The 16,598-nt window shown below is 54.7% G+C and carries 16 protein-coding genes; 1 reads left to right on the top strand and 15 read right to left on the bottom strand.

Translation table 11 applies throughout. The annotated features are described in order from the left end of the window. Positions 1 to 289: 289 nt before the first annotated feature. On the top strand, positions 290 to 1,033 hold the full coding sequence (locus AC2FJ5_RS16165) for a LytTR family DNA-binding domain-containing protein (protein WP_496794027.1): 744 nt from the start codon (positions 290 to 292) through the stop codon (positions 1,031 to 1,033). A gap of 6 nt (positions 1,034 to 1,039) precedes the next feature. On the opposite strand, the gene pdeM is transcribed toward AC2FJ5_RS16165, so the two are convergent. The 15 genes from pdeM to AC2FJ5_RS16240 all read right to left on the bottom strand — a co-directional run bounded on the left by pdeM (position 1,040) and on the right by AC2FJ5_RS16240 (position 16,262). Then, positions 1,040 to 1,702, bottom strand: a complete 663-nt coding sequence (pdeM, locus tag AC2FJ5_RS16170) for a ligase-associated DNA damage response endonuclease PdeM (protein ID WP_496703300.1) — start codon at positions 1,700 to 1,702, stop codon at positions 1,040 to 1,042. Positions 1,703 to 1,744: 42 nt separating this feature from the next. Continuing rightward, positions 1,745 to 4,156, bottom strand: coding sequence for a ligase-associated DNA damage response DEXH box helicase (locus tag AC2FJ5_RS16175; RefSeq protein ID WP_496794028.1), 2,412 nt, complete (start codon positions 4,154 to 4,156; stop codon positions 1,745 to 1,747). A 40-nt stretch (positions 4,157 to 4,196) separates the two neighbouring features. Beyond that, the gene (locus AC2FJ5_RS16180; protein ID WP_496697987.1) at positions 4,197 to 5,504 is read right to left on the bottom strand and encodes a DUF8689 domain-containing protein; all 1,308 of its coding nucleotides are present in this window, start codon (positions 5,502 to 5,504) and stop codon (positions 4,197 to 4,199) included. A gap of 118 nt (positions 5,505 to 5,622) precedes the next feature. Further along, on the bottom strand, positions 5,623 to 6,159 hold the full coding sequence (locus AC2FJ5_RS16185) for a prepilin peptidase (protein ID WP_496794030.1): 537 nt from the start codon (positions 6,157 to 6,159) through the stop codon (positions 5,623 to 5,625). A gap of 3 nt (positions 6,160 to 6,162) precedes the next feature. Beyond that, positions 6,163 to 7,014, bottom strand: coding sequence for a tetratricopeptide repeat protein (locus AC2FJ5_RS16190; protein ID WP_496692898.1), 852 nt, complete (start codon positions 7,012 to 7,014; stop codon positions 6,163 to 6,165). A 29-nt stretch (positions 7,015 to 7,043) separates the two neighbouring features. Further along, positions 7,044 to 7,625 carry a tetratricopeptide repeat protein gene (locus AC2FJ5_RS16195; protein ID WP_185956705.1) on the bottom strand — a complete coding sequence of 194 codons (582 nt, stop codon included), beginning with the start codon at positions 7,623 to 7,625 and terminating at the stop codon, positions 7,044 to 7,046. Between the two features lie 6 nt (positions 7,626 to 7,631). Further along, entirely contained in the window at positions 7,632 to 8,609 is a 978-nt protein-coding gene (locus AC2FJ5_RS16200) for a type II secretion system F family protein (RefSeq protein ID WP_282022131.1), read from the bottom strand. Between the two features lie 10 nt (positions 8,610 to 8,619). After that, on the bottom strand, positions 8,620 to 9,588 hold the full coding sequence (locus AC2FJ5_RS16205) for a type II secretion system F family protein (RefSeq protein WP_142637962.1): 969 nt from the start codon (positions 9,586 to 9,588) through the stop codon (positions 8,620 to 8,622). Positions 9,589 to 9,599: 11 nt separating this feature from the next. Beyond that, complete coding sequence (locus AC2FJ5_RS16210) at positions 9,600 to 11,042, bottom strand: TadA family conjugal transfer-associated ATPase (RefSeq protein WP_282022130.1); 1,443 nt, start codon at positions 11,040 to 11,042, stop codon at positions 9,600 to 9,602. 24 nt (positions 11,043 to 11,066) lie between these two features. Then, positions 11,067 to 12,302, bottom strand: a complete 1,236-nt coding sequence (locus AC2FJ5_RS16215) for a CpaE/TadZ family protein (RefSeq protein WP_496794031.1) — start codon at positions 12,300 to 12,302, stop codon at positions 11,067 to 11,069. Between the two features lie 194 nt (positions 12,303 to 12,496). Continuing rightward, entirely contained in the window at positions 12,497 to 13,126 is a 630-nt protein-coding gene (locus AC2FJ5_RS16220) for an OmpA family protein (RefSeq protein ID WP_496794033.1), read from the bottom strand. A 17-nt stretch (positions 13,127 to 13,143) separates the two neighbouring features. Further along, the gene (locus AC2FJ5_RS16225) at positions 13,144 to 14,550 is read right to left on the bottom strand and encodes a type II and III secretion system protein family protein (protein ID WP_496794034.1); all 1,407 of its coding nucleotides are present in this window, start codon (positions 14,548 to 14,550) and stop codon (positions 13,144 to 13,146) included. A 194-nt stretch (positions 14,551 to 14,744) separates the two neighbouring features. Further along, entirely contained in the window at positions 14,745 to 15,626 is an 882-nt protein-coding gene (gene cpaB, locus AC2FJ5_RS16230) for a Flp pilus assembly protein CpaB (protein ID WP_496750773.1), read from the bottom strand. Positions 15,627 to 15,769: 143 nt separating this feature from the next. Continuing rightward, positions 15,770 to 15,979 carry a hypothetical protein gene (locus tag AC2FJ5_RS16235; RefSeq protein WP_282027745.1) on the bottom strand — a complete coding sequence of 70 codons (210 nt, stop codon included), beginning with the start codon at positions 15,977 to 15,979 and terminating at the stop codon, positions 15,770 to 15,772. A 79-nt stretch (positions 15,980 to 16,058) separates the two neighbouring features. Further along, positions 16,059 to 16,262 carry a hypothetical protein gene (locus tag AC2FJ5_RS16240; protein WP_496794036.1) on the bottom strand — a complete coding sequence of 68 codons (204 nt, stop codon included), beginning with the start codon at positions 16,260 to 16,262 and terminating at the stop codon, positions 16,059 to 16,061. Between the last annotated feature and the right edge of the window lie 336 nt (positions 16,263 to 16,598).

Here is a 16,598-nt window from a genome sequence, read left to right on the forward strand (position 1 = left end):
ACAATCGCATGCCTGCTGGCCAACACCCTGACCGCCGCATGCCGCGCAAACAAACTCCCAGAACCAGAAGGCCTGACTGTGTAACCCATAGCGGACAGTCGTGCATGTAGATTTTCAGGGCCGGGGTACTCCCCGGCCTAAAATTTGTTAATATGTAAACTAAGTGTGAGATTACGGGCATTGAATGTGCCTGTATTGGTGATAAACTTTCTATTCCAGCCGGTTACGTTGTAATATGGCAAGTCCCCGGTAGTATTGGCTGGACCCGGAGAGTTGTTGTCGAGTGTTTATGTTCACGAAACTGCGCCCAGTTTTCGCCGAATTAGTAGGGTACCGGTTGGTTGCCGGACTGGTTTTCCTTCTGCTATTGTCCTTCGTATTCCAACCATTTCATGCCATCGAAGTAACCTTTCCTTGGCGCTTGGCCTTCTGGATCGGGGTGATGGGGCTGGCGCTAGGAGTGACCTGCGTCGCAAGAAGATTGTTGCGTAGGTTGTTCGCTGAGACCGAGTTTTCTGGGCGCGACCTTGTGCTGATATCTTTGGTTTTCGTCCTTTTTGTTCCAAGCCTTTGGTTGATGGTCTGGTTGCTGTTTTCGGCCAACGGACTGCCGTGCCCGGATATGTTATCTGTAACATCTTATGGCGCCTTGCTGTCGGTCGGCTTGATCCTGGTGCGGCGTGAGGCATCGAAACCTCAATCCGAATATGCTGAAATTCCGCTGCCGCGCATGTACAAGCGGTTGCCGGGATCCTTTCAGGGTCGGGTCTATCGCCTGACGGTCCAAGACCACTATGTGGATGTGGTGACTTCTGAGGGCACGTTTACGATCCGGTCGCGTTTTACCGACGCCATAGAGGAAATGGAACCTATACCGGGCCATTGCACGCACCGATCGCATTGGGTTGTCGATGACGCCATTGCTGGGGTCGAACGTAAGGGTGGCAAGACCATGTTGCGCCTGAAGAACGACGAGCTTGTTCCGGTCAGCAGGAAATACCGTCCGTTCCTAGAAGAAGATGGCTTGATCTGAGACGCCCTATCTGGGCATTGGGATCATTTGCGGGACTTTCCCTGTCAAGATCGCCATTGCCTGATCGCTCATCAAGGCGTCCAGAACGTGATCCGAGCTAAAGAGCCCACCAGTATAAGTCCCATAGGCAGGCAGGATCAGACGCGCCTGATCCATCAGGAAGGCGGGGCGGGTGATGGAACGACCGCGAACCCGCACGCGCGCCTTGGGGTGGTAGTGTCCCGAAACCTCAGCCTTGCCCTTGGGTTGCGCAATATGACGAAAGACCAGAGGGTCAACCGCATATTCGGCCAGATGGCTTCCGCCCAGATCTACCGGGCCGGGGTCATGGTTTCCTTCGATCCAGACCCAGCGGCGACCGGCCTGCATCGCCGTAATCTGCAGCCTGTCGGGCACACTCAAGGCGTTTAGGGCATCAAGATCATCAAAACTATCCCCAAGGCAAATAACGATGTCAGGCTGCGTGCGCTCGATATCTGCGGCCAATCGGGCCAGGGTGTCCTGGCTGTCATAGGGGGGTAATGTCGTGCCGCCCCGGCGCGCCAAACGCTCGGATTTACCCAGATGCAGATCGGACACGCAAAGCACGCTTTTGTCGGGCCACCAAATGGCACCAGACCCAAGCGCCAGCAGATTTTGCCCGGCTAAACAGATCGAAACTTCGTTCATGTTACGTTCTTTGCGACGTTCCGCTACCGCGCGCAAGAGATTTTAGCAGGATTTCAGCCCAGCCTCTTGCAATAGGCGCGCGCTTTCTTCCGCCAGCAGGCGTTCTTCAGCAGCACCTTTGACGGGTACCTTGCCAACCTCAAGAAACAGTGGTGCAGCCAGAGGTGAAACCCGATCCAATCGCATCAGATCTATACGTCCCCCGATCCGCTCGATCAGTGCATCGATCCGCCCGAAATCGACGAGACCGCGCATGGCCTCTTCTCGGGTGATCTGCATTAAAAGGTGATCGGGATCGTATTTCAGCAAAGTATCGTAGAGGATATCTGAGGAAAACGTGGCCTGCCGACCACTTTTGCGCTGACCGGCCATGTTCCGTTCGATCAGCCCTGCAATCGTGGCCGAGGCACGAAAGGTGCGCTTCATTACGGCATTGCCCGCCAGCCAGGTTTCCAAGCCGTTGCGCAGCTCGTCGGGCTGAAATAGCGGACGCGGGTCTATCACCGCGTCCAACCCCCAGATCAAGGTTGCATAGTCGGTGGCAACAAAGCCCAGCGGTGCAAGGTCCGTTTCTTCCATCCGTTTGGTCAGCAACAGCCCCAGCGTCTGCTGGGCGTTGCGACCCGCAAAACCATAGACACACAGGTTTTCGCGCCCATCGTTGGGGAAACTTTCGATCAGTAACCTGTCACGCTGAGGCAGGCGCGAGATATCGCGCTGCAAGGCCAGCCAATCCGCGGTATGCGCGGGTAACTGGGGCCAATCGGGCTGTGCAAACAGCCGCAGGATACGGTCGCTCAGCTGCGTCGAGGTCGCAAATTTGGTGCCTGAAAACGTTGCGATCTTGGGCTTCTTATCCGCTCGGCGGCTGACTTCGACCGTCATCTCGCGCAATCCCTCATAGCGCACGATCTGGCCGCCGATCAGAAAGGTATCTCCGTGGGTCAGCGAGGCAGCAAAGGCTTCTTCGACCTCTCCCAGAGGTTTGCCCCCTCGATTGCGTTTCAGGCGGACTTTCAACGTATCGGTGTCCTGAATCGTGCCAAGGTTCATGCGGATACGCTGCGCAGCACGGGGGTCACGTAGCTGCCATTGACCATCTGGCCGTAGCTGCAGCCTTTGCCACCGATCATAGGCGCGCAGCGCATAGCCCCCGGTTGCACAAAAGTCCAAACAGGCGTCGAACTCTGCTCGGGTCAACCCGGCATAGGGGCCCGCTGCGGTCATTTGCCGGAACAGGTCATCGGCCAAGAATGGCCCGGATGCTGCGGCAATCAGGATATGTTGACACAACACATCGCGTGGACCTGCGCCGCGGGGATCACCGTCCAGATCATGAGCTTTCACAGCCTCAAGTGCCGCTATGCATTCCACAACTTCGAAGCGGTTTGCGGGCACTAACAATGCTTTGGAGGGGGCGTTGTATCTGTGATTTGCGCGCCCGATGCGCTGAACCAGCCTTTTGACGTTTTTGGGCGCCCCGATCTGAATGACCAGGTCGACATCGCCCCAATCAATACCAAGATCCAGACTGCCTGTGCAGACGATTGCGCGCAGCTCACCGCGAACCATTGCGGCCTCGACACGTTCGCGTTGCTGCCTGTCCAGACTGCCGTGATGAATGCCAATCGGCAGCCCGTCTTCGTTGGCAAGCCAGAGGTTGTGAAAGAAAATCTCGGCCTGTGCGCGGGTGTTGTGAAAGATAAGCGTCGTCTTATGCTTCCGGATCTGGTCCAGAACGGCAGGGATGGAATAGGCCGCTCCACCGCCCGACCACGGAGGCATTTCCGGCGTTTCCAACATTTGGATATCGGGGTCAGGCCCAGGATCGGCCTCAACGATCCGGCAGGGATCAGGGTGACGTGCCAGAAATCGGGCAATCGCATTGGGGTCTTCGACCGTTGCAGACAGGCCCACCCTGCGCAGGTCCGGGCAGAGCCCCTGCAGACGGGCCAGCGCCAGCATCAGCTGGTCGCCACGCTTGCTCTCGGCCAGGGCGTGGATTTCATCGACAACCACCCGTTGCACGCCCTGAAACATCCGCCCGGCGTCTTCGTAAGAGGTCAGCAGGGCTAGGCTTTCAGGTGTGGTCAAAAGGATCTGCGGTGGGTCAACCCGCTGACGCTTTTTCTGTGTGGCTGAGGTATCTCCGGTGCGGTCCTCAATCCGGACGGCCAGGCCCATTTCCTCGGCTGGGCCACGCAGGTTTCGCCGGATATCTGCCGCCAGCGCCTTGAGTGGGGAGACGTAGATTGTATGCAGGCCATCATGGTCCCGCTTTGCCAGATCGGCCAGCGTGGGCAGAAATCCGGCCATTGTCTTGCCCCCGCCGGTGGGGGCTATCAGCAACGTCGCCGGTTCAAGGGCCCGGTCGTACATGTCCTGCTGATGCGGGTGGATGGACCAACCTTTGTCTTCAAACCAGTCAGTAATCCGGGCGGGAATCTGCGTCATAAAGGCAGATTACCCGGCCCGTCAGCGAAATGGCATTAGGTTATTTGACGATTTTCTCATCTTTGACGAACATGTTGGCCCAAGCGCGTTCAATCAGATCGGGGCTCATCTGATAGGGGATGCCCTCGAATTCGCAGATCGAGATCATCTGATCAATCAGGAATATCGGCTGATAGTTCGCATAGATGTTGTCGATGGTCGGGTATTTGACCTTTAGCAGATGGACCAATGCGGCCTCGTCCAGAGGCATCCCGCGTTTGCGGGCCACCATGGCGAAGATTTTCAGGAAGTTCTCTTGGTTCGGACCGTCAATCTTGATCTTGAAGAAGATTCGGCGCAGAGCGGCTTGGTCAAAGATCTCGTTGGGGTGAAAGTTGGTCGAAAAGATGACCAGCGTGTCAAAGGGCACTTCGAATTTTTCACCCGATTGCAGGCCAAGGATATCCTTGTTCTCTTCCAGTGGAACAATCCAGCGGTTGATCAGGGCCTGTGGTGGTTCCTGCTGACGGCCAAGGTCGTCAACGATAAAGATGCCGCCCGTCGATTTCAGCTGCAGCGGGGCCTGATAGGTCCGCGCCGTAGGGTTATAAACCAGATCGAGCATGCTGAGTGACAGTTCACCGCCAGTCACAACAGTTGGTCTTTCACATTGGACATAGCGCGAATCAAACCGCTTGCGGCGGCGCAAGCTATTGGGATCATCTGCTTCTTGTTCGATGGCTGTGTGTACAATCGGGTCATACACCGTGATCACCTGACCAGCGTATTCGATGGCATATGGGACATAGACACTATCGCCCAAAGCATCCCGAATACCGTTCGAGATAGAGGATTTACCATTACCCGGAGGTCCATACATCAGGATTGATCGGCCTGCACTGACCGCGGGTCCAAGGTGGTCCAGCAGGCTGTCAGGCAGAACCAGATGGCCCATTGCCCCGGTCAACTGGTCGCGGGAAACCTGGATATTCCGGATCGACTGGCGTTTTACCTGCTCGCGGTACACATCCAGCGGGACGGGCATGGCGCCGAAATATTCGGACTGGCTCAGCGCATCCAATGCACGCGCTTTGCCCGCATCGGTCAATTGATACCCCATCTCATTGCCGCTGTTGGCGTTCAAAGTACCGGTTGCTTCCAGCAGCTTTTGTTCGCGGGCAAGGTCGATCAATTCCTGTGTGACAGAACCCGGCAAGCAGATCGCTTGGGCAACTTCGGAAACTGTATCTACGGTTTTACGAAAGATAGTTTTCAGCAGGATATCCCGCATCATAACAATAGGAAGCTGCATATCGCCCAACCCCTTTGGGGTAGGGGGGGCCATTACCGAGGTTGTCTGCATATTCATGAGCGTTGCCCGTCTAATTCAGTATTCACGCCAATAGCCCTGAAAAGGGCCCTTTGACGAAAATTTGGCCGGGCTTTGTGTCAGTTCCAAGGCGGGGACAAGGCGGACTGATGATAGTTTACGAGCCGTAAACAGTTCCAAGTATCAGGTAGATGGCCAGGGTTGCACCAAGCGCAAAACCCATTGGAAATTGTTTGTCCCGACGCCAGCTTTCCCAATCTGGGGCAATAGCTCTGAGGGCGGTATGTTTGGCCAACCGATGCGTGACAAAGGCCGCCAAGGTGGTCGACATCAGGATCAACAATACCAATGTGAAATCGCCCAACCAAACAAAGGCTGAGGCCGCGGCTATGAACTTTGCGTCTCCGGCTCCCATAATGCCGGCTGCGTTGAGCAGAATGCCGATGACCAGCATTACAACTATATGTAACAGCTGCCACAAATAGGGTGGGAGGGACACAGAAAACGGGCCGGTAATCCAACCATCCGACCAGGGCGGCAGGACAAACAAACCGATGACCGCAAATACCGAAGCCAGTGCTACTACGGCGTGATTCTTGATGAGCATGTCACGCAGGTCGGTGAAGGCCACGTAATAGCAGATCGGCAGTACGAACGGCAAAAACCAGGCCGCAGCACCCGCTGGAATATGCATGTATCAGGCTTCCTCAAGCGCGCGCAGGGATCGAACGGCTTCGTCGTAATGTTGCGGATGGGTGGCGATCGCTTCACGGAACAGGTTCTTGGCCGTCGCCACATCACCGCGTTTCACCGCCGAGATGGCCATTGTGTTCAACAACATCGCTCGTTCGACCTGAGACATGGGAACGACAGGCATGCTGTAATTGCCCTGTGCAGCCCGGGCGAGGACCAGATTGTTCTTTGCCGTGAATAGAGAGTTATCCTGTCGAATGGCCTCGGTGAACAACCGTTCGGCTTCGTCGTACTGGCCGCGTGTCAGTTTGGAATATCCCCAGTTGTTCATCACACCACCGGGGCGGGTCGTCAGACCCACGGCGGTTTCATAGAAATGATCCGCGCGTTTCCAGTCTTTTTGCGAATCCGCGACGACGGCTTCCAGGCGGTAGCGTTTGAAAGATTCAAAAGTCGGCGGGATCGAATCCAATGTCGATTTGGCCTGTGACCAGTTCCCGGAACGTACCAGAGAGTCTGCGTATTCGATCTTGTCTACATTGGTCGCACCGCTCATCGTAGTGACTTTTTTCCAAGCGGCGGTTGCCTCGGTCGTCCGTTTAGCGCGCGCCAGTGAAATCGCCAGTCCACGTTGCAGGTCTATACGACCCGGGTTCTTGGCGGCGGCACCCTGGAAATAGGTAACGGCTTCGTTCGGATCGGCGGCCGACAGAAGAACGTCGTTCAGGTTGGTTTCGTCAATGACGTTCACCTCCTGAAATGTACGCTCGACCTTTTCTTCTTCGGACTCTTTTTCACAGGCTGAGAGGATCAGCCCGCAGATTGCGATAGACGGAATCAAGAATTGTTGGCGCATTTTTGCGTCCCTTACTGCTCTTGCCTATGTTACGGGAGCTTGCGCAGCATGAATTGCCCGTCGCCTTGCTGCTCCAGTGTGTATTCTTGTTCTTGAGGGGTATTATTATCAGTATTTTCCATTTTTGCGAGAGCTAACCGCAGATTGTCCCGGATTGCGTCACTTTCGCCATTATCGAGAGCATAGGCCCGGCGAAAGACCTGAGCGGCCTCGGGATATTCTCCGATTTCCATCAGCAACACACCCAGATTGTTCCAGGCGACAGACCATTCGGGGTCATCTTCAACCGCACGGCGCAGCAGTGTTTCCGCCTGTCCAAGCCTCCGAAGGCCCAGATTTGCCGTCCCCATCGAGGTCAGGATCTGCGTTGTCATTCCCTGATTGAGCGCTGCGCGGATAAAGGCATCCAACGCAAGCTCGTATTCACCCGAAGCCATCAGCCGGTTGCCGACTGCAATCTGATCCTCGGCCGGGGCTTTACGATCAATGCCAGGTGCATCCAGATCCCCGGAGGACCCCGTTTCCGTGCAAGAAGCCACCGTGGCAAGAACCACGGTGGCCTGTAACACGCGGCGTATCCCCGTTTGGATGCACCTGGGTTTCAATTTCATAGGCTATTAGCCTCCGCCGAATTCAGCGATGCCTTTGGCCGAGGGTCCAACCAGAATGACCAGCAACGGTGGCACCGTCAGCATCATAGTGGCGAGTGTCATTTTGGTTGGCAACTTGTTAGCGGCCTCTTCGGCGCGCATCACGCGCTTATCTCGCATCTCGCCAGCGTAAACCCGCAAGGCTTCGGCGATGGATGTACCGAATGTTGCCGATTGGATCATCACCGTCACAAATGAGTTAACATCCTGAACGCCACAGCGCGTACCAAAATCGCGAAGAACCGTATCCTTGTCCTTACCGGCCTTCAATTCGTGGGCGACGACTTCAAATTCAAGCGAAATCTCAGGGTAGGAGGCTTTCATTTCGCGTGCTACGCGAACGATGGCCTGGTCCAGCGACTGGCCAGCTTCGACACAGACCAGCATCAGGTCAAGAGTATCGGGAAAGCCTGCGGTGATCGCTTCTTGCCGTTCTGCGACCCTTCGGGTGATCCAATAGCGCGGCAGAAAATACCCGGCGGCCGAAGGGACAAGAACTCGTATTATCATCTGCTGCGCGGTAAATTCCTGACCGTCGGAAAGGACAGTGACTAGCAAAACACCAATCACAATTCCGATGATGCCCAAGGAAAATTGAGCGAAGTGGAAGAACCGAACTGCGTCCTTTGATTGGTACCCCGCCTGCCGCAGTTTCAGCTGCATGGCAGACAGTTCTTCCTTATTCTGTGGCTCAAGGAAGTTGGCAAATTTCTCAAGCTGCTCGTTTCGCCCGCTGGTTCTGAGCTTGTCCTTTTTGACCTTCTTATCCTGTCGAGGGGCTGCATTAGAACGCTGCAGTTTCTTCAGGGGATCTTCTGGCTGGCTCAGGATCAAGGGGACTGTGATCAAGATCATGAACAGTCCAAGTACACCAACCACGATCAGTGGACCGAAGGGGCCAAGGAGCTCGGTTAGAAAGTCGTTTATTCGGGTCAGGATTTCCATGGTGGTGTCCTCAGACCTTGATGTCGGTTAGAATGCGCATGACGATCAGGTTCAGTGTCAGCATGATGCCGACAAAGAAACAGGCAGGAATGAACCATGGGTGATCCATAACTTCGTCATAGTACCCGGGGTCGTTCACCAAAATGAATCCCAGGCAGAACAGTGGAAATCCAGATAGGAATTTTCCTGACCATTTTGCCTCGGCTGTGATGGCGTTGACGCGCCGGAAAAGTCGAAAACGGGCCCGGATCACCTTGGCCAGACCGGCCAAAATTTCGGCCAGGTTACCACCGGATTGCTGTTGGATGCCGACGGCCACTGCCAAAAACCGTAGATCCTGCATATCAAGTCGTTGTGCGAGATCTTTGAGAGATTCACCGACGTCACGGCCATAGGCACATTCATCAGCGATAACCCCGAATTCAGTGGCGAGTGGATCCTGGACTTCATTTGCGACGATTTGAATGGTGGACACAAAAGGGTTCCCGACGCGAAGCGACCGAACCATCAATTCCACAGCATCTGGCAACTGTTCTTCCAGCATTGCCATACGCTTTTTGGCCTTGTTGTTTACCCACGCATAGACACCGCCAACACCGATTGCGACCGAAATAGCGGCCCGCATTATGGTTTCCGTTCCCGTTGCAATACTGAGCCCCATAAAGGCAAAGCCTGTCACCAACACCATAATCAGGATCAACTGACGGGGTGTGAAGGCGATGGCGGCCTTCTGAGCCTTGTCCGCCAACAGGGAATAGAGCGGAATGCTCTGGGACTTCATATGCTGCTGCATTTCCTTGCGCAGCTGTTCCAGAACTTGTTCGCGCCCGACGCCTTTATCCAGCATGTCCAGACGGCGGTTCACGCGGCTGTTCAGACTGATGGATTTTCCGAAGGCAACCAGATAGATTCCTTCCACCAACGCAAGTACGCCTACGAAGATCGCGACGTAGATCAGTGCCTCCATAGGCAGTTGCATTTCAAGATCTCCTACATAGTCGTTGGTTCGTAAATCGAAGGGGGCAGATCATAACCCCACAGACGGAAGCGTTCGGAGTAGTGGCTGCGAACGCCTGTCGCGGTAAAATGGCCAATGATCTTGTTGTCGGGTGTTAACCCAACGCGTTGAAAACGAAAGATTTCCTGCATGGAAATCACATCGCCTTCCATACCAGTGATTTCGGTGATCGAAGTCATGCGCCGCGAGCCGTCCTGCAGGCGGCTTGCCTGAACGATCAGGTTCACAGCACTGGAGATCTGGCTACGGACGGCCTTGATCGGCATTTCGATCCCGGCCATCGCGATCATGTTTTCAAGACGCGAAATCCCGTCTCGGGCCGAGTTCGCGTGGATCGTTGTCATCGAGCCATCATGGCCAGTGTTCATGGCCTGTAGCATGTCGATAACTTCCGAGCCCCGTGTCTCACCCACGATGATACGGTCGGGACGCATACGAAGGGCGTTTTTCAGACAGTCGCGGGGGCTGACTTCACCCTTACCTTCGACGTTGGGCGGGCGGCTTTCCATCCGGCCAACATGAGACTGTTGCAGCTGGAGTTCCGCTGTATCCTCGATGGTCAGAATACGCTCGGCGTCGTCGATAAAGCTGGACAAAGCGTTTAGCGTGGTTGTTTTACCGGAACCGGTACCGCCCGAAACGATCACATTCAGGCGTGTAGATACAGCAGCCTGCAGATAGGCGGCCATTTCTTCGGTGAAGGCACCAAAATTCACCAGGTCATCAATGGCCAGCTTATCTTTTTTGAACTTACGAATGGATACCAGCGAGCCGTCAACGGCAATCGGTGGCACCATGGCGTTGAAACGCGAGCCATCCGCCAGACGGGCGTCCACATAGGGGTTGGATTCGTCAACACGGCGGCCCACGGCGGATACGATCTTGTCGATGATCCGCATCAGGTGCTTTTCGTCTTTAAATGTAACGTCGCTAATTTCTAGCTTACCGAACCGTTCAACGAAAATTTGCTGCGGGCCGTTGACCAGAATATCGCTGACAGAGTCGTCCTGAAGCAAGGTCTCGAGAGGGCCAAGACCGGTTACTTCGTCATACAGTTCTTTGTTCAGCTGCTGCCGGTCGTCGCGGTTCAGAACGATGTTGCGGGATTCCAGAACCTCACTGGCAATCGCACTGATTTCCGAGCGCAGCTCGGATTCTCCAGCTTTCTCAAGGGCCGCTAGGTTCAGGTTTTCAAGAAGCTCGCGGTGGAGTTCGATCTTGATTTCGCCCAGACGCTCTTTGCGCTTGCGTTCCTTGTCCGCCCCTACAACCTCGGCCGCCTTTTTGGGGGTGGGTCGCCGGGCAACTGCAGTAGCGGTTGATGCTTGCTCCGCTGCAGGTGCAGGTGTGGCCTCGGGCGATTTAGCCGGTGCCTGGACCGGTTGTGCTTCTGGTTTTTTATATCTTGAAAACACGGCGGCTCTCCCTGTGGGATTGTGTTATGCGGCTTCGGCACTACTGCTGCCCAGGCTGTGCAGCGACTTCGCAAGCTTTGCGATTTCCTTGCGCAGTGGGTTCTTGGCCGCAGCGTTGGCCAATGGCAGACCGTGATCACCGCTTTGCATCACCGGTTTGCCGCCATCCGGCAGTTGAAGATCAATAGAGATACCCAGGCTTTCACCCATGCGCTTGACCCGGCCCTTACCATTCAGATCGGTAAATTTCGGGGCGCGATTGAGAGCGAAACGCAACTTATTGAAGGGTAGTTCCTCGGCCTGTAAAGCGCGCTTGAGGCGCAATGCGTTCTGAGCCGAACGCATGTCCAGTTCTATCAGGGCAAAGTAAACATGGGCGGCCTGCAGGACAGTTTCCGACCAGTGAACCAATGTCGTTGGCATGTCGACGATCACATAATCGAAGTGTTTTCGCGCCTTTTCGATCACCCGTTCGATATCTTCTTGCGTAATCAGATCCAAAGGCACCATATCCGACGGCGCGGTTAGCACCTGCAGCTTGTCCTCATAGGACTGAAGCGCCTGGTTGAAGACGTCATCATCCATTGCCGCCGTATCAGACAGCATCTCGAATACAGTTTCTCGACGGGGAAGATCCAGATAGGTCGAAACCGTTCCGTATTGCAGGTCCAGGTCAATCAAACAAACCGAAGGGGCCTCTTTGTCAGAGACCGTTGCCAGTTCCCAAGCTAGGTTGACGGCTATAGTCGTCGACCCGACCCCACCGGCAAGTCCCTGAATCACAAACAAAGCACCCTCTTTAGAGTCGCCAGCTGCACGTGCGGCATCTGATCCGGGGGCAATGGCGACGGGTTCGGGTTTGTTCATCCGGTCGATTGCTTCTTGCAATTCACCTTCTGGAAGAGGGTAGGGGACGAATTCGTCCGCGCCCTTGCGCAACAACTGATGGAGCGAAGCCGGGGTCACGTCCTCGGCGATCAGAACTATTTTGATATTTTTGTCTTTGGCCTGTGTGATGATTTCACCCATCAGTGACAGGTTGTCTTCATCCTCGCCATCAATGGCCAACGCGACAAATTGCAGTGAATTGGCTTCGGGTTGGTTGAAAAATGTCAGGGCTTCGGCAAAACCGAGATCGCCCCAACGCTCACCCAAAGCGCCTTCCATATCTTCTATAAGCAGATCGAAATTCTGGACATCACGACTGATCGTGCAGGCCAGAATTGCGGTCTCTTCGTTTTGCGGCGTGGCGCTTGTCATTAACACAATCCTCGTCGAAGGGTAGGCGAACCATCCTGGCCCAGAGGACAGGATTGGCTTGCTGTCACCCTATTGCGGCCATTTTCGGACGCAGGTCACCCAATTGTTGAAAATGTGGCTTGGAACTTAGGCAAGAATTAGGCGCAAAAGAACCAATTGTAGGGAATTGGGCGACGATGTCGCCCAATCACAGTTTATTGTTCGCTTGTATCGCCAATAGCGGTCTCGCGGCGCAGCTGGGATTGATAAACCGCGCTTTCCACGTACTCACGATTGACGATGGCGGCGTATTTGCCATCGAGTAGCTGGGGTGCACGATCAACGAAGCCTGATACTTCGGTTACGGTGCGCCTGTTGCGACGGTCTCGATCCGGCGTAGCCACGAGAGGTCGAGACTTACCGAATGAAACAACCGCCTCCAACCGCGAGCGAGAGATACCCTGCCGCGTAAGGAACGCAACAGCCGCATTCGCGCGCCGCTGGCCCAGGCTTTGGTTATATGCCGTTGATCCAACAGCATCCGTATGGCCATAGACCCGGAACCGTGCCTCGGGGAACTGTTTGATCCAGTTCGCCTGACGCAAGAGTACTCGCTGAGCTGTTTCGTCCAGTTGAGCGCTGTTGAAATCAAAGTTGATCTGGGTCGGCACTTCGGCTGCGAACCGTTGGCCCAGGATCTGGGCATATGTCAGTTCGCCATTCATTACTTGAATGTTGTTCAGTGTCGCATTCCCGAACGCGCCCTGATCGGCTTCGTATCCGGCCTCACGCGTACATGCGGCGACAGCGACCGAAAGACCCAGTGTGATGATCCACTTCTGCATTGGTCCTATCCTCCTAATCAATCCAGGACGTAGCCGTACGAGCTACCGAAGTCCTGATTCGCGACTTCCGAAGCTGCACCGGCACCCAGACGTTCAGTCCGACCGACTTTGCCATTGACGAACAGATCAAATTCGCTGGGCGGTTTGACCCGATCCGTAGGCAGAGCCAGTGCCTCGCCACGAGTCGGCGACACAAGGTGGGCTGTGATGATGATCACCAGTTCACTTTGCTGACGCTGATATTCCGCGCTGCGGAAGAGGGCGCCAAGAACCGGGACGTCACCCAACCAAGGAATCTGGCTGTTCAGGTCGGTGAAATCATCCTGGATCAAGCCGGCGATCGCAAAGCTTTCACCATCGCGCAGCTCAACCGTTGTGCTGGTCTGGCGTGTGATGAAAGATGGAACATTATCACCCTGAATGGTGAAGTTCGACGAACCATCGATAGCTGACACGGCAGCAGCCATTTCAAGGTTGATCAGATCACCATCCACAACGCGGGGGATAAAGTCGATTTCAACACCGAAGGCTTTGTATTCAATCGCAATTACGCCGTCGTCCTGCGGTACCGGAATAGGAACTTCACCACCTGCAAGGAACGTCGCTTCCTGACCCGAAAGTGCGGATAGGTTAGGCTCTGCTAGGCTGCGCGCCAGTCCTTTGGACTCGAGTGCCTCCAGCAGTAGACGAACCTGTGTGGAGCCTGCGCCAAAGCCGAACAGAATTGCGCCGGTATTCGTCTGTACCGCCGGAATGTTGTTGTTCAGGGCATTTGCCAAAGCACCAGCATTGTTCAGCGTGTTGATACCGCCAGTCACATCACTGCCGCCGAAACCAAGCGACGCAGTCAGGCTTTTAGCCACCGACCGATTCATCTCGGCAAAGCGCACTTTCAGCATGACCTGCTGAACGCCGCCAACCGACATGAGGTTCGATACGCGCTCCGGTGCATAGCGCTCTGCCAGCTCCAATGCCCGCGCCAACTTGGCTGCGCTAGAAATTGTGCCAGAAAGAACGATACCGTCATTGGCGGTGCGAACTTCGATAGGCTCGGCTGGCAAAATCTGGCGCAGACGTTCTTTAAACTCGGTAACATCCGGTGCCACACGGACCCGAACATTAGCAAGTAGATTACCTGCGCCGTCGAACAATGTCAGGGTCGTCAGGCCAGGAGCCTTACCCAAAACATAGATAGTACGATCCGAAAGCGACGAAATATCAGCGATGCCTGCATTGGCGATGCTGAGTTCGGCAAACGGTTGCTCACTTTCCACAACTATTGCGCGGTTCATTGGCACATCAAGCGTTTCCGCTGTACCCTTCTTTACCACGCGAAGTGTTTCAGCCCAGGCAGCATTGCCGACTGGGCCAACTACGAGCGCCAAGCCCAATAGGGCTGCACTTATCCAGGAACTTCTTTTCATGTGACCTGCCTCTCCGATCACGCCTCGTTTTTTGCGGCTACTGCCTTATGTCTGATAACACTGCGCGAATTGAGAATTTATTGCAATAATCAATGGTTTCTGGAATTTTCCTTATGTGGACAATGCGCAACATGCGAACAAATTAGGGCCGCGCAATTCGCGCGGCCCCGGTCATGTAACGCACTGATTTTCTGTTAATTTGTGCAGGGTGTTACTATTCCCGTGTCGACGATCTCGGCACCGCGGCGCGTCTTGACCGTACAGACCTCTTCCGCGATTTTGGGTGCCACGGGGACGACATCTTTAATGCCCAGAAGTTTTCTTTGGTCAACTTCGACCGCGCTTGCGATTGTGTCGTCTTGCACGCCAACCAGCGCCAAAGACAGGCGGCCGGTGTTCTGAGCCTGAGCCAGTGCCGCGATTTGTTCCGGAGTAGCAGCGACCGTAACGGTCCGCGCGATCGTGGCTCCGGTCAGATCGGACCCGGCGCTCTGGTCAACAGCGATCAACTCAATGCTGGTTTGAATCAGGCGGGTGATTTCGCCGCGCGACCCATCGATTCCGCCACCATATGAACCGGTCCAATAAACATCGATACTGTCACCAGGGCGAAGGAAGCCGGATACGCCCGAGGCAACGTCCACGCTGATTGCAAATGCGCGCTTACCTTTCGCGATTCGTGATGTCAGGCCCGCTGCCTCGCCTGGTTTGGTTACTTTGATCTCCATCAGGGCTTCGTCTTTTTCCATGGTCCTCAGAACGAAGCGGTCGCCACTGGCGTCCTCTGGAAACAGGACGGCCATTTCAAGGAAGCTTCCTTCGGGAATTGCATCCTCAGGCCATTTCACGATCCGCACATCTTCGGTGGCCAGACGCTCACCATATTTAAGAGCACGGTTCGAAACCAGAACGTCCACCGTCGGGACGGATTTAACATTTGCCAATGCTTCCTGAGCCGCCAAACGTTCTCTGGCCAATTCCGCCTGATACTGAGAAATATAGTCCCGCGCCATATAAACGGCTCCTCCTGCCAGAGCCACCCCAACAATCAGGACAAGTCCAAATACTGCACGCATGCGCGTTCCCTCGTTTATTTGTATGCGATGTCAGTCGTCATAGGGAATACGACTTCAACTGACTATTGGTTACAGGAGAATTGTGTCGAAAAGGGGGACAATGAAGTATTTTTTTGACGCCCGTGTCCTTAGTGCCAGATTGATCAATCTGATTCCGATGCCTGTTCCTGATTCGCAGAATAGACCTCTACACCGCGAAGTGCGTTACCCGTCTCGGTATCGACGTGTTGTACCCCGCCCGTCAAGTTGAATACCGTGACAAGTCCAAGGCCGACCAGCGCAGCAGTAAGCACCACCCAATCAACGGTGATCGCGCCATGTTCCCCGGATAAGAATTTAGAAATACCCTTCATCGCAGGACCTCGTATTTTCTATAAAAAAGGGGGCCGCGATCTGACGAGCGCAGCCCCCTTCGAAATTCTATCTAAATTATTACGGGGTTGGGCCCGCGTCAGGTGCATCAACTTGTACGCCGGTCAAAGCGACATCAATGTCGCTGGCCAGATCGTCGACACCGCTTTGAACCTGTGTCCAAGCAACAGCGGCCAGGCCAACAACGGCTGCGGTCAGAACGACCCAGTCTACAGTTACGGCGCCGTCTTCGTCGGTGGTGAAATTCTTGATGAACTTGATCATGTTACGTCCCTCCTAAAGGATCTAAAAGTCTAATGAACCTCGGCGTCTTCCAGAGCTTCGTCTCTCAGTCCGCTCCCGATCGTCTCGGTATGGCATTATGTTTGCCTGTTGGGCGTGGCAGGAATTGGGCCAAACCCCAAATTTTTGTGCCCCAGCTTAACTTTTTGGTAGCTTTCCGATTAACTAATTGAAATTAAAGAAATAAAAATAATCCCTTCGTACGAGTACAGATAAAACCCGATGCAAAATGGCGCCAAATGAGGCGAAATTGCCCCAATTCACATTGTTTTTCTGGCCTTACAGACAGATTCGGGGTTCAAATTGACGCAAAAGAGA

The organism is Ruegeria sp. CDSA221, from assembly GCF_059611825.1.

Coding starts and splice junctions, on each gene's coding strand:
- AC2FJ5_RS16240 (WP_496794036.1), bottom strand. CDS start 16,262: ATGATCAAGTTCATCAAGAATTTCACCACCGACGAAGACGGCGCCGTA.
- AC2FJ5_RS16215 (WP_496794031.1), bottom strand. CDS start 12,302: ATGACAAGCGCCACGCCGCAAAACGAAGAGACCGCAATTCTGGCCTGC.
- AC2FJ5_RS16190 (WP_496692898.1), bottom strand. CDS start 7,014: ATGCGCCAACAATTCTTGATTCCGTCTATCGCAATCTGCGGGCTGATC.
- AC2FJ5_RS16185 (WP_496794030.1), bottom strand. CDS start 6,159: ATGCATATTCCAGCGGGTGCTGCGGCCTGGTTTTTGCCGTTCGTACTG.
- AC2FJ5_RS16220 (WP_496794033.1), bottom strand. CDS start 13,126: ATGCAGAAGTGGATCATCACACTGGGTCTTTCGGTCGCTGTCGCCGCA.
- cpaB (WP_496750773.1), bottom strand. CDS start 15,626: ATGCGTGCAGTATTTGGACTTGTCCTGATTGTTGGGGTGGCTCTGGCA.
- AC2FJ5_RS16175 (WP_496794028.1), bottom strand. CDS start 4,156: ATGACGCAGATTCCCGCCCGGATTACTGACTGGTTTGAAGACAAAGGT.
- pdeM (WP_496703300.1), bottom strand. CDS start 1,702: ATGAACGAAGTTTCGATCTGTTTAGCCGGGCAAAATCTGCTGGCGCTT.
- AC2FJ5_RS16165 (WP_496794027.1), top strand. CDS start 290: ATGTTCACGAAACTGCGCCCAGTTTTCGCCGAATTAGTAGGGTACCGG.
- AC2FJ5_RS16195 (WP_185956705.1), bottom strand. CDS start 7,625: ATGAAATTGAAACCCAGGTGCATCCAAACGGGGATACGCCGCGTGTTA.
- AC2FJ5_RS16225 (WP_496794034.1), bottom strand. CDS start 14,550: ATGAAAAGAAGTTCCTGGATAAGTGCAGCCCTATTGGGCTTGGCGCTC.
- AC2FJ5_RS16205 (WP_142637962.1), bottom strand. CDS start 9,588: ATGCAACTGCCTATGGAGGCACTGATCTACGTCGCGATCTTCGTAGGC.
- AC2FJ5_RS16200 (WP_282022131.1), bottom strand. CDS start 8,609: ATGGAAATCCTGACCCGAATAAACGACTTTCTAACCGAGCTCCTTGGC.
- AC2FJ5_RS16235 (WP_282027745.1), bottom strand. CDS start 15,979: ATGAAGGGTATTTCTAAATTCTTATCCGGGGAACATGGCGCGATCACC.
- AC2FJ5_RS16180 (WP_496697987.1), bottom strand. CDS start 5,504: ATGAATATGCAGACAACCTCGGTAATGGCCCCCCCTACCCCAAAGGGG.